The sequence below is a fragment of the Solimonas terrae genome (assembly GCF_011067135.1).
In the GTDB taxonomy this organism is placed as follows: domain Bacteria; phylum Pseudomonadota; class Gammaproteobacteria; order Nevskiales; family Nevskiaceae; genus Solimonas; species Solimonas terrae.
The window spans coordinates 103,507-115,530 of the sequence record NZ_JAAMOW010000009.1; the positions used below are offsets into that span (position 1 = coordinate 103,507).

General features: G+C 66.6%; 9 protein-coding genes. 2 read left to right on the top strand and 7 right to left on the bottom strand.

The annotated features are described in order from the left end of the window. Window positions 1-9 precede the first annotated feature (9 nt). Window positions 10-1,974 (top strand): potassium transporter Kup, encoded by a 1,965-nt coding sequence (locus G7Y85_RS16815; RefSeq protein ID WP_206675601.1) that lies wholly within the window; start codon window positions 10-12, stop codon window positions 1,972-1,974. 30 nt (window positions 1,975-2,004) lie between these two features. On the opposite strand, the gene G7Y85_RS16820 is transcribed toward G7Y85_RS16815, so the two are convergent. The 5 genes from G7Y85_RS16820 to G7Y85_RS16840 all read right to left on the bottom strand — a co-directional run bounded on the left by G7Y85_RS16820 (window position 2,005) and on the right by G7Y85_RS16840 (window position 8,287). Beyond that, window positions 2,005-2,640 carry a CoA transferase subunit B gene (locus tag G7Y85_RS16820; RefSeq protein ID WP_166260013.1) on the bottom strand — a complete coding sequence of 212 codons (636 nt, stop codon included), beginning with the start codon at window positions 2,638-2,640 and terminating at the stop codon, window positions 2,005-2,007. A gap of 1 nt (window position 2,641) precedes the next feature. Then, window positions 2,642-3,340 carry a CoA transferase subunit A gene (locus G7Y85_RS16825; RefSeq protein ID WP_166260016.1) on the bottom strand — a complete coding sequence of 233 codons (699 nt, stop codon included), beginning with the start codon at window positions 3,338-3,340 and terminating at the stop codon, window positions 2,642-2,644. 157 nt (window positions 3,341-3,497) lie between these two features. Further along, a complete protein-coding gene (locus G7Y85_RS16830; protein WP_166260018.1) occupies window positions 3,498-5,486 on the bottom strand; it encodes an acetyl-CoA carboxylase biotin carboxylase subunit in 1,989 nt (662 codons plus the stop codon). 17 nt (window positions 5,487-5,503) lie between these two features. Continuing rightward, entirely contained in the window at window positions 5,504-7,111 is a 1,608-nt protein-coding gene (locus tag G7Y85_RS16835) for a carboxyl transferase domain-containing protein (protein ID WP_166260021.1), read from the bottom strand. Between the two features lie 12 nt (window positions 7,112-7,123). Next, on the bottom strand, window positions 7,124-8,287 hold the full coding sequence (locus tag G7Y85_RS16840; RefSeq protein ID WP_166260024.1) for an isovaleryl-CoA dehydrogenase: 1,164 nt from the start codon (window positions 8,285-8,287) through the stop codon (window positions 7,124-7,126). Between the two features lie 173 nt (window positions 8,288-8,460). Between G7Y85_RS16840 and G7Y85_RS16845 the strand changes: the two genes are divergently transcribed. After that, window positions 8,461-9,069, top strand: coding sequence for a TetR/AcrR family transcriptional regulator (locus G7Y85_RS16845; protein WP_166260026.1), 609 nt, complete (start codon window positions 8,461-8,463; stop codon window positions 9,067-9,069). An 18-nt stretch (window positions 9,070-9,087) separates the two neighbouring features. Here G7Y85_RS16845 and G7Y85_RS16850 read toward each other — a convergent pair whose 3' ends face one another. Continuing rightward, window positions 9,088-9,831 carry a hypothetical protein gene (locus tag G7Y85_RS16850; RefSeq protein WP_206675602.1) on the bottom strand — a complete coding sequence of 248 codons (744 nt, stop codon included), beginning with the start codon at window positions 9,829-9,831 and terminating at the stop codon, window positions 9,088-9,090. Next, on the bottom strand, window positions 9,831-11,963 hold the full coding sequence (locus G7Y85_RS16855; protein WP_166260521.1) for an adenosylcobalamin-dependent ribonucleoside-diphosphate reductase: 2,133 nt from the start codon (window positions 11,961-11,963) through the stop codon (window positions 9,831-9,833). The genes G7Y85_RS16850 and G7Y85_RS16855 overlap by 1 nt, the downstream gene beginning before the upstream one ends. Window positions 11,964-12,024 lie beyond the last annotated feature (61 nt).

Genomic DNA, 12,024 nt, shown 5'->3' on the forward strand with positions numbered 1-12,024 from the left:
CGACACTGCATGCAGGATCACCGACCGGCACCGGAGTCGCTGGCGATGAGCGATGCGATCTTCCCGGCGCGTCCGGACCGGCAGTCGAATCTCGCCGGCACCGTCCGCAAGTCCGGCACCGCCACGCTGACGCTCGGCGCACTGGGCGTCGTCTACGGCGACATCGGCACCAGTCCGCTGTACACGATCAAGGAAGTGTTCGGGCCGCTCGCGCATATTCCGCGCGATGCGCCGAACATCATCGGCGCCGTGTCGGTGATCCTCTGGGCGCTGGTGCTGGTCGTCACGCTCAAATACGTGCTCTTGATCCTGCGTGCCGATCACAACGGCGAAGGCGGCATTCTCGCGCTCGCGTCGCTGGCCTCGCGCACGGCGCGCAATCGGCGGCTGCGCGGCGCGCTGCTGCTGATCGGCGTCTGCGGCGCGACGCTGTTCTACGGCGACGGCGTCATCACGCCGGCGATCTCGGTGGTCGGCGCGATGGAAGGCCTGGAAGTGGTCGCACCGTCGCTCGGCCGCTACGTCGTCGCCGCGAGCCTGGTGATCCTGGTCGGCCTGTTCATGATCCAGCGCTACGGCACCGGCAAGGTCGGCAAGACGTTCGGGCCGGTCATCCTGCTGTGGTTCCTCGTGCTCGGCGCCACCGGCATCGCGCAGATCGTTCGCGAACCGATGATTCTCGCAGCGCTCAATCCGCTGCACGCCTGGCAGTTCCTCGTCGCGCGCGGCTGGCATCTTTTTGCGGCGATGAGCGCGATCGTCCTCGCGCTGACCGGCGCCGAAGCGCTGTACGCGGATCTCGGCCACTTCGGTCGTCGGCCGATCCAGTACGCCTGGAGCGCCGTCGTGCTGCCGGGGCTAGCGCTCAACTACATGGGGCAGGGCGCACTGCTGCTCGCGCAGCCGGAAGCGGTCGACAATCCGTTCTTCCGCCTGTTTCCGAAACTGCTGATGATTCCGGCGCTGGTGCTCGCGACGCTGGCGGCGATCATCGCCTCGCAGGCCGTGATCACCGGCGCGTATTCGATGACCAAGCAAGCGATCCAGCTCGGCTTCCTGCCGCGCATGGCAGTGCGCTACACCTCGGTGCGCGAAGCCGGACAGATCTACATGCCGGGCGTCAATTTCACCTTGATGATCGGCGTGATCATCGTCGTCGAGATGTTCGGCAGCTCATCGGCTCTCGCCGGCGCCTACGGCATCGCCGTGACGCTGACGATGATGATCACCTCGCTGCTCGCTTTCTTCGTGCTGTCGCGACACTGGAAGCTGGGGCCCGTCCCCGGCGCCGCGATCACGCTGTTCTTTCTCGCGCTCGACGTGCTGATGGTCGGCGGCTGCATCCTCAAGCTGCCGGACGGCGGCTGGTTGCCGCTCGCGCTGGGTGCCGCGCTGTTCACGCTGATGAGCACCTGGCGCCGTGGGCGCGCCCTGATCCTCGAGAACAGCCCGGACCAGGATCTCAGCCTGAAAGCGTTCGTCGCCGAACTGGCCGGCAAGTCCTATCCGCGTGTCGCCGGTACCGCGATCTATCTGGTCGCCACGCCCAACCGCGTACCGCAATCGCTGGCCAGCAATCTGCGACACAACAAGGTGCTGCATCAGCGCAACATCGTCCTGCACCTCGTGTTCGTCGAAGAGCCCTGGGTCGGCATGTCCGAGCGTGCGACGCTGCAGGCGCTCGGCAACGGCTTCTGGCGCGTCACGCTCAAGTTCGGCTTCATGAACATCCCGGATGTGCCGAAGGCCCTGCAACTCTGCAACAAGCATCAGGGACTGCAGATCGACGAGGACGCGGCCGATGTCACCTATTTCCTGAGCCGCCTGCGTGCCGTGCCGACGCCGGGCCAGGGCATGGCACCGTGGCGTGAACGCCTGTTCGTGACGATGAGCGCGCGCGCCGGCAACGCCGCCGAGTATTTCTGCCTGCCGGACAGCTCGGTGATCCAGCTCAGTACGCGCGTGCCGATCTGAAACATCGGCGCGCGGATTGCCGGTTCGGTGCTAGGCGCTGCGCACCGGACAGCCGGTCTTCTGCCGCACCGCCTCGAGGTCGGTGCCTGGCGACAGTTCGCTGACCAACAGGCCGGCGGGCGTCACGTCGAACACGCCGAGCTCGGTGATGATGCGATCGACGACCCCGACGCCGGTCAGCGGCAGATCGCAGGCCTTCAGAATCTTGTGCGTGTCGCCCTTGGCGGTGTGTTCCATCAGCACGACGACGCGCTCGACGCCGGCGACCAGGTCCATCGCGCCGCCCATGCCCTTGACCATCTTGCCGGGGATCATCCAGTTGGCGAGATCACCCTTCTCGGACACCTGCATCGCGCCGAGGATCGACAGATCGATGTGGCCGCCGCGGATCATCGCGAACGAATCGGCGCTGCTGAAATAGGCGCTGCCCGGCAGGTCGGTAACGGTCTGCTTGCCGGCGTTGATGAGGTCGGCGTCGACTTCGGCGTCGGTCGGGAACGGGCCGATGCCGAGCAGGCCGTTCTCGGATTGCAGCCAGACGTCCATGCCGGCGGGAATGTGGTTGGCGACCAGCGTCGGCAGACCGATGCCGAGGTTGACGTAGTAACCGTCGCGCAGTTCCGCGGCCGCGCGCCTGGCCATCTGTTCGTGTGTCCAGCCGGCCATATCAGTTCTCCCTCACGGTGCGCTTCTCGATGCGCTTTTCCGGTGTGGCATTGACGACGATGCGTTTCACGTAGATGCCCGGCGTGTGGATCTGGTCGGGATCGAGCTCGCCGTTCTCGACCAGCTGCTCGACTTCGGCGATGCACAGCTTCGACGCCGTCGCGCACATCGGATTGAAGTTGCGCGCGGTCTTGCGGAACACCAGATTGCCGGCGCGATCGGCCTTCCAGGCCTTCACCAGCGAGATGTCGGCGCGCAGGCTTTTTTCCATCACGTACCAGTGGCCGTCGAACTGCCGCGTTTCCTTGCCTTCGGCGACCAGGGTGCCGTAGCCGGTGCGCGTGTAGAACGCCGGAATGCCGGCGCCGCCGGCGCGCAGCTTCTCGGCGAGCGTGCCCTGCGGCGTGAATTCGAGTTCGAGCTCGCCGGCCAGATACTGGCGTTCGAACTCCTTGTTCTCGCCGACGTACGACGAAATCATTTTCTTCACCTGGCGGGTATTGAGCAGCACGCCGAGGCCGAAGCCGTCGACACCGGCATTGTTGCTGATGACCGTGAGGTTCTTCCTGCCCGTGTCGCGCAGCGCTTCGATCAGCGCCTCGGGAATGCCGCACAGGCCGAAGCCGCCGACGGCCAGCGTCATGCCGTCCTCGACGAGGCCCTGCAGCGCGGTCGCTGCATCCGGATACAGCTTGTTCATGGTGTTGCACTCCCGTGCTCGCCGGCAGCGGCTTGCGCGACGCAAGCGCGGGCCGACGGCTTCAGAAACCCGTAGATGAATTGTCCGTCGCGTGACCGCGGGGCGCCATCGTCGCCACCCAAGCCGCCGAATGGCCCCCTGCGAAAACCGGCAGCGCTCATTTCGCCGCCTCGAACTCGACGAGTTCGGCGCCGTCCTTGACCTGTTCGCCGACCGTGCACAGATAGGCGACGACGCAACCCTTGGCAGGCGCCACCAGCGTGTGCTCCATCTTCATCGCCTCCATGACCACCAGCGCGGCGCCCTTCTCGACCTCGCTGCCGACCACGGCCGGCAAGGCGACGATCTTGCCGGGCATGGGCGCCGTCAGACCGCCATGCGCATCCTGCTCGTCGGCCGCATGCGCAAGACGGTCGAGCGGATGAAGGACGTGATGCTGCGCGTCGCTGAACACATGCAGCTGCTCGCCGACGCGCACGACACTGGCGACGAAGCGCTGCGCGCTCAGCGCGTACTGCTGTGCGCCGTTGCCACGTACGGTGATCGCCGCATCGTCGTCGCCGATCTGCAGGCCGTTGCCGCGGTAACGCAGCTGCAGCGCGTGCACGGTCTCGCCATCGCGATATTCGAGTGTGCGCGACTGCGCGCCATTGACGCGCCAACCGTCGGCGTCGCCCCACGGCGAATGCGGATCGGCGCCCGACAGGCTGTGCGCCTTGATCGACCGCGCCTCGGCGTCCGCAGCCCAGAGGCTGGCGGCGGCGTAGGCTTGCGCGGTCGCCGGCGCCGGTCCGGGGATCAGGGTCGCGCGCTCGCGCTCGATCAGGCCGGTGTCGACGATGCCGGCGCGAAACTCGGCGTGATCGACGAGCCGCGAGAGGAAAGCGATGTTGTTGCCGACGCCGGCGATCTGGAAGTCTGCGAGCGCTTCGAGCATGCGTGCGGTCGCGCGCTCGCGGTTCTCATCCCAGACGATCAGCTTGGCCAGCATCGGATCGTAGTGCGGGCTGACGCTGTCACCTTCGTCGACGCCGGTGTCGACACGCACATGAGCCGACTCGGCCGGCTTGCGGAAATGCGCGAGCGTGCCGATCGACGGCAGGAAGCCCTTGTCCGGTTCCTCGGCGTAGATGCGCACTTCGATGGCATGGCCGCGCAACGGAATCTCGCCCTGCGTCAGCGGCAGCGCTTCGCCGCTGGCGACGCGCAGCTGCCACTCGACAAGATCAAGGCCGGTGATCATCTCGGTCACCGGATGCTCGACCTGCAGGCGCGTGTTCATTTCCATGAAGTAGAACGCGCCATCCTGGTCGGCGATGAACTCGACTGTGCCGGCACCGACATAACCGACGGCGCGCGCCGCATCGCAGGCCGCCTTGCCCATCTCGGCACGGCGCGGGGCGTCGATGCTCGGTGCCGGCGCCTCCTCGACGACCTTCTGGTGGCGGCGCTGCGCGGAACAGTCACGCTCGTACAGGCTGACGATATGACCTTGCGTGTCACCGAAGACCTGGATCTCGATATGTCGCGGACGCTGCAGATATTTCTCGAGCAGCACGCGCTCGTCGCCGAACGACGCCGCGGCTTCGCGCTGGCAGGAGGCGAGCGCGGCTGCGAAATCTTCGCTGCGTTCGACAATGCGCATGCCCTTGCCGCCGCCGCCGGCGCTGGCCTTGATCAGCACCGGATAGCCGATGCGGTCTGCCTCGCGCTGCAGCAGCTTCGGGTCCTGGTCATCGCCGTGATAGCCGGGCACCAGCGGCACCTTGGCCGCCTGCATCAGCGCCTTGGCGGCGGATTTCGAACCCATGGCCTGGATTGCCGTCACCGGCGGACCGATGAAGACGATGCCGGCGTCGGCGCAGGCGCGCGCGAAACCTTCGTTTTCGGACAGGAAGCCGTAGCCCGGATGTACTGCCTGTGCGCCGCTGCGCCTGGCGACTTCGAGGATGCGATCGGCGCGCAGATAGCTGTCGCGCGAGGCCGCCGGACCGACGCAATACGCCTCGTCGGCGAGCCGCACATGACGCGCGCCGGCATCGGCTTCCGAATGGACGGCGACCGTGCGGATGCCGAGACGCCGGCAGGTCTTGATGACGCGGCAGGCGATCTCGCCGCGGTTCGCAATGAGGATTTTCGTGAACATGAGCGTGCGCCTCGGCTTTACATGCGGAACACGCCGAAGCGCGTCGGGGCGATGGGTGCGTTCAGCGCGGCGGACAGGCCGAGGCCGAGCGTGCGACGCGTCTGCGCCGGATCAACGATGCCATCGTCCCAGAGCCGCGCGGTCGCGTAGTACGGGTGGCTCTGCAACTCGAACTGCTGGCGGGTCGGCGCCTTGAATTTCTCTTCGTCCTCGATGCTCCAGGTCTTGCCCTGGGACTCGAGGCCGTCGCGGCGCACGGTGGCCAGCACGCTGGCCGCCTGTTCGCCGCCCATCACCGAGATGCGCGAGTTCGGCCAGCTCCACAGGAAGCGCGGCGAGTACGCGCGGCCGCACATGCCGTAGTTGCCGGCGCCGAACGAGCCGCCGATCAGCACCGTGAATTTGGGCACCTGCGCGGTTGCCACGGCCGTCACCATCTTGGCGCCGTCCTTGGCGATGCCGCCGTTCTCGTACTTGCGGCCGACCATGAAGCCGGAAATGTTCTGCAGGAACACCAGCGGAATGCCGCGCTGCGCGCAGAGTTCGATGAAGTGCGCGCCCTTCTGCGCGGATTCCGAGAACAGGATGCCGTTGTTGGCGACGATGCCGACCGGGTAGCCGTGAATGTGCGCGAAGCCGGTGATCAGTGTGCTGCCATAGCGCGCCTTGAACTCGTCGAGGCGCGAACCGTCGACGATGCGGGCGATGATCTCGCGCACGTCGTAGGGCTTGCGCGTGTCGGCCGGCACGACACCATAGATCTCGTCCGGATCGTAGAGCGGCGCCTCCGGGCTCTGCAGATCGAGGGAGACCTGCTTGCGGATGTTGAGATGCGAGACGATGTTGCGCACCAGCGCCAGCGCATGGTGATCGTTCTCGGCGAAGTGATCGGCGACGCCGGAAATGCGCGTGTGCACGTCGGCGCCGCCGAGGTCCTCGGCGCTCACCACTTCGCCGGTCGCCGCCTTCACCAGCGGCGGACCGCCGAGAAAGATCGTGCCCTGATTCCTGACGATGACGGTCTCGTCGCTCATCGCCGGCACGTAGGCACCGCCGGCCGTGCACGAGCCCATCACGCAGGCGATTTGCGGAATGCCCAGCGCCGAGAGATTGGCCTGGTTGTAGAAGATGCGGCCGAAATGGTCGCGGTCCGGAAACACCTCGTCCTGCATCGGCAGGAAGGCGCCGCCGGAATCGACCAGATAGACACAGGGCAGGCGATTCTCTCGCGCCACTTCCTGCGCACGCAGATGCTTCTTGACGGTGATCGGGTAGTAGGTGCCGCCCTTGACGGTGGCGTCATTGGCGACGATCACGCACTCGCGGCCGCTGATGCTGCCGATGCCGGCGACGACACCGCCGCTGGCGATCTCGTTGTTGTACATGCCATGGGCTGCGAGTGGCGACAGCTCGAGAAACGGCGAGCCCGGATCGAGCAGGGTGTCGATGCGCTCGCGCGGCAGCAGCTTGCCGCGCGCGGTGTGCTTCGCGCGCGCAGCCGCGGAACCGCCGAGCGCCGTCTGCGCGGTGAGCTCGCGCAGAGCGTCGACCTGTGCCTTCAGCGCCGCGGCATTGGCCTTGAAGTCGTCGGCGCCGGTGCGCAGCTTGGATTTGATGGCAGGCATCAGGGGATCTCGTTACTTCGTTTCGTGGAAAAGTTCGCGGCCAATCAGCATGCGGCGGATTTCCGAGGTACCAGCGCCAATCTCGTAGAGCTTGGCGTCGCGCCACAGGCGCCCGGTCGGAAATTCATTGATGTAGCCGTTGCCGCCCAGCGCCTGTATCGATTCGCCGGCCATCCAGGTCGCCTTCTCGGCCGAATAGAGAATCGCGCCGGCGGCATCCTTGCGCGTGGTCTCGCCGCGGTCGCAGGCCTTGGCGACGGCGTAGACATACGCGCGGCAGACGTTGAAGCCGACGTACATGTCGGCGAGCTTGCCTTGCATCAGCTGGAATTCACCGATGCTTTGCCCGAACTGCCTGCGCTCGTGCAGATACGGCACGACGGTGTCGAGGCAGGCGGCCATGATGCCGAGCGGGCCGCCGGACAGGACGACGCGCTCGAAGTCGAGGCCGGACATCAGCACCTGCACGCCACGGCCGACCGTACCGAGCACATTTTCTTCCGGCACTTCGCAGTCCTGGAACACCAGTTCGCAGGTGTTGGAGCCGCGCATGCCGAGCTTGTCGAGCTTCTGTGCCGTCGAAAAGCCCTTGAAGCCCTTCTCGATGATGAAGGCGGTGATGCCTTTCGAGCCGGCGGCCACGTCGGTCTTCGCGTAGACGATCAGGGTGTCGGCATCCGGCCCGTTGGTGATCCACATCTTGTTGCCGTTCAGCACGTAGCGGTCGCCCTTACGGTCGGCGCGCAGCTTCATGCTGACGACGTCCGATCCGGCGCCCGGCTCGCTCATCGCCAGCGCGCCGATGTGCTCGCCGGAAATCAGCTTCGGCAGGTACTTGTGTTTCTGCGCCTCGTTGCCGTTCTTGCGCAACTGGTTCACGCACAGATTCGAGTGCGCGCCATACGACAGGCCGATTGCCGAGCAGGCGCGCGAGATCTCTTCCATCGCCACGACGTGCGCGAGATAACCCATGTTGGTGCCGCCGTATTCCTCCTCGACGGTCAGGCCGAGGATGCCGAGCTCGCCGAACTTCGGCCACAGCGCGTTCGGGAACGCATTGTCGCGATCGGCCTGTGCGGCCAGCGGCGCGACTTCGCGGCGGGCAAAAACCTGCACCGCATCGCGCAGCTGGTCGATGTCTTCGCCCAGATCGAAATTGAGGGACGGATGGTTCATGGTGGCGCAGACTCCGGGCGACGCATCGCCGCCGCATGTGGTATTTCGGTGCCGCCTGCGGTCCCGGCATGCGCCTGGAATTCCGGCAACGGCCGCGGCAGTCTATGCGCAATCGGAAAAAAGTGAAACACTATTCACTAAAATAATCACGATTCATAAATGGCGATCGAGACATGGCTTATCAGCGTTCGGCCCTGATGCAGGAGCGATTGGCGGAAAACCGGCAGCGCATCCTCGCGTCGGCGCGCCAGCTGGTCGCCAGGGGCGGCTTCCGCGCCGCGTCGATCAATGCCGTGGCCGAAGTTTCGGGGCTGTCGACCGGCGCGATCTACCGCTATTTCCCGTCCAAGTCGGCGTTGTTCATCGAAGTGCTCAGCTCGGCGGTCCGTCACGAATGCGACATCCTGCTGGCGATCGTCGATGGTGATGGCAGCGCCGGCGAACGCCTGCGCGCCGCGGTGGAATCCTTCGCGCGGCGCGCCCTGCAGGGTCCGCACCTGGCTTATGCCTTCATCGCCGAACCGGCCGATCCGGAGGTCGAGGCCGCGCGCATCCTCTGCCGTCGCGAGTTCAGCGACGTATTCAAGCGCGTCTTGCGCCAGGGCATCGCCAGCGGCGAATTTCCGAAGCAGTCGGTCGATGTCAGCGCCGCCTGCGTGGTCGGCGCGTTTACCGAGGCGCTGGTCCGGCCCACCGAACACAGCGCCAGGCGCCGGCAGGACAAGGCGCTGGTCGGCGCGATCGTCGATTTCTGCGAACGCGCGGTGACCGGCACTGCCTGAGCCGGTCGTCGACCGCCGTCACCCGCACTTCGACCAGCCGCAATCCAGACAGGTCGGGCAGCCGTCCTTCATCGCCATGCCGCCGCGGCACTGCGGACAGCGTTCGGCGAGCAGGCCCGGGAGCGGCGGCATCGGCGCGGCGGCTGGCGATTGCCCGGCATCACGCGCCGGCGCGTCACGAAAGGCGCGCGTGTTGGCGTAGTGCGCGGCCAGCTCGGCGACCGGCCGTTCGTTGCCGTGTTCGTCGAGGTAGCCGCGGCGCTGCAGCTCCTGCTGGATGGCCCAGGCAATGGCCGCAACTTCGGAGTCGTGGACCAGGCCTTTGCCGGACTTGCTGCGTCCGTACCAGACCGGGCCACGATCCCAGGACACCTTGCGCAGATCGGCCAGCGCCTTGACCAGGAAGCCGCCGCGCGCGGCCAGCGACAGCGTGCGCATGGTCGCCGAGACCCACTGGTGTTCGGCGGCGGTCTGGCCGGCGGGCACGAAGAATTCCAGCGGCCGTTCGATGCAGACGCGTTCGCCGGAAAGGCGTCCGCAGACCACGCCGAAGCCGATGACGAAATACAGGGTCTTGCTGCCGCTGGCCGAGGTCAGGTTGATCTTGGTGGTGACCGATTGCCAGCTGCCCTCTTCGCGGCGATCGATGCGCAGACTCAGCGGATCGATGTCGGCGGCCGCGTCGTTCGCGGGTTCGCGCAGCACCGACCAGCCGACGATCTTCTGCGTGACCCGAACCGGCTTGTCGTTTTTCGTCGCCATCAGAATTTCCCGTATTGCCCTTCCTTGAGGGCGTCGTAGAGATTGGCGGCGGTGTAGCGACCGCCCTCGTATTCGATCTCGGCGTCGCCGGCAAGCTGCAGTGTCGAGCCGTCCGCCATGCGGAATTCGTAGCGGGTCGCGGCCAGGTCGGCGTCCTGCACGAGCACGCCCTGATGCGCTTCCGGATTGAAGCGGAACGTCGTGCAGCCTTTCAGCCCGCGCTCGATCGCGTACAGATAGATGTCCTTGAAATCTTCGAACGCGATGGCGCTCGGCACGTTGATGGTCTTGGAGATCGACGAGTCGATCCAGGTCTGGGCGGCGGCCTGGATGTCGACGTGCGCCTTCGGCTCGATGTCCGCCGCGGTGACGAAGATCGGCGGCAGCTTCGCGGGATCGGCCTTCGGATCGACCAGCGCGCGGTAGCGCTGCAGCTCCAGCGATTCCATGCGCAGGGCGCGCTTGGCGCGCTCGCCCGGCACGATCATGTTGCGGATGTAGCTGTGCGCGAACGACGGCTCGATGCCGTTGCTGGCGTTGTTGCCGACCGACGCGGACATCGTGCCGGTCGGCGCGATCGAGGTCGCGTGCGTGTAGCGCGCGCCGGTTTCGGCGAGCGCATCGACGAGCACCGGGTCGAGGCCGGCGATGCGCTGCAGGTGCACCGAATAGCGTGCGTGCAGGACCCGCGCCGGCAGGCGATCGCCGGCCTTGTGGCCGTCGCGCGCGAGCGCGGGATTGCGCTGCAGATGCGCCGGCATCAGTTCGACGGATTCGGCCAGCGCGGGCGCCGGCCCTTTTTCCTTCGCGAGTTCGAGCGCGGCACGCCAGTTCTCGAGCGCGAGCCGCTGCGTCACCTTCGCCGTGAAATCGATCGACGCCGGCGAGCCGTAACGCTGGCCGAGCATCGTCAGCGTCGAGCCGAGCCCGAAATAGCCCATGCCGTGACGCCGCTTGCGCACGATCTCGTCGCGCTGTTCGCGCAACGGCAGACCGCTGATGTCGCAGACGTTGTCGAGCATGCGGGCGAAGACGCGCACGGTATCGGCGTAGCCGTCGAAGTCGAAGTGCGCCTGCGGCGTGAACGCCTGGCGGACGAAGCTCGCCAGATCGATCGAGCCCAGCAGGCAGGCGCCATGCGGCGGCAGGGGTTGTTCGCCGCAGGGATTGGTCGCGCGGATCTCCTCGCTGAACCACAGCGGATTCATGCGATTGCACTCGTCGATCAGGATGAAGCCCGGATCGGAGTACGCGTAGGTCGAACGCATCACCAGATCCCAGAGCGCACGCGCCGGTACCGAGCGGTAGATGCGGCAGCAGGTTTCGCCGCGCTCGTTGACCGTGAAGTTGGCGTCGCGCGCCGGCCAGTGTCGCCACAGTACCGGCCGGGTATCGAGTTCGTGACGGAAGGCCGGAAACACCAGCGGCCAGTCGGCGTCCTGACGCACGGCGGCGACGAAGGCGTCGGTGATCAGCACCGAAAGATTGAAGGCGCGCAGCCGGCCGACCTCGCGCTTGGCGGTGATGAAGGCTTCGACGTCGGGATGGCTGATGTCGAGGCAGGCCATTTGCGCGCCGCGCCGGCCGCCGGCGCTCGAAACCGTGCGGCAAACCGCATCGAACACGTCCATGAACGACAGTGGCCCGGAGGTTTCGGCGCCGGCGCCGGACACATGGGCGCCGCGCGGCCGCAGGGTCGTGAAGTCGTAACCGATGCCGCAGCCGGCCTTCAGCGTCAGCGCCGCCTCGCTGGCGGCCTGCATGATGCCGGCCATCGAATCGTCGAGCGTCTGCGAGACCGTGCAATTGATGGTCGAGACATTCGACTTCCACCGTTCGGCGCCGGCATTGGCCATGATGCGGCCGCCCGGGCAGGCATGCTGCAAGGCGCGATGGAAGGCCGTTTCCCAGCGCTGCGGCTGTGCTTCCGGAGCGGCCAGGGCGCGGGCGAGGCGCCATCGCATGCCGTCGAGATCCTCGCCCGGCAGGAAGTATTTGGACTGCGCGATCAGCAGCGACGCGTCCTGCAGGACCGCCGGTCGCGACACCTCTTGCTGAGGATCAGCATTCACGAAACACCTCCGGCCGCTGATCGTGCGCCCCTGCGGACCCTGCGTCCAGCGCCCGCGCATCGGCGCCCGAGGCCGCTTGCCGTCACGCCGCAGGGCCGCCATTTGTGACCGCAAGACGACG

What these genes read in the sequence shown, in the direction of transcription:
- G7Y85_RS16825 (WP_166260016.1), bottom strand. Translation starts at nt 3,340, where the DNA reads ATGAACAAGCTGTATCCGGATGCAGCGACCGCGCTGCAGGGCCTCGTC.
- G7Y85_RS16835 (WP_166260021.1), bottom strand. Translation starts at nt 7,111, where the DNA reads ATGCCTGCCATCAAATCCAAGCTGCGCACCGGCGCCGACGACTTCAAG.
- G7Y85_RS16815 (WP_206675601.1), top strand. Translation starts at nt 10, where the DNA reads ATGCAGGATCACCGACCGGCACCGGAGTCGCTGGCGATGAGCGATGCG.
- G7Y85_RS16850 (WP_206675602.1), bottom strand. Translation starts at nt 9,831, where the DNA reads ATGGCGACGAAAAACGACAAGCCGGTTCGGGTCACGCAGAAGATCGTC.
- G7Y85_RS16820 (WP_166260013.1), bottom strand. Translation starts at nt 2,640, where the DNA reads ATGGCCGGCTGGACACACGAACAGATGGCCAGGCGCGCGGCCGCGGAA.
- G7Y85_RS16855 (WP_166260521.1), bottom strand. Translation starts at nt 11,963, where the DNA reads ATGCGCGGGCGCTGGACGCAGGGTCCGCAGGGGCGCACGATCAGCGGC.
- G7Y85_RS16830 (WP_166260018.1), bottom strand. Translation starts at nt 5,486, where the DNA reads ATGTTCACGAAAATCCTCATTGCGAACCGCGGCGAGATCGCCTGCCGC.
- G7Y85_RS16840 (WP_166260024.1), bottom strand. Translation starts at nt 8,287, where the DNA reads ATGAACCATCCGTCCCTCAATTTCGATCTGGGCGAAGACATCGACCAG.
- G7Y85_RS16845 (WP_166260026.1), top strand. Translation starts at nt 8,461, where the DNA reads ATGGCTTATCAGCGTTCGGCCCTGATGCAGGAGCGATTGGCGGAAAAC.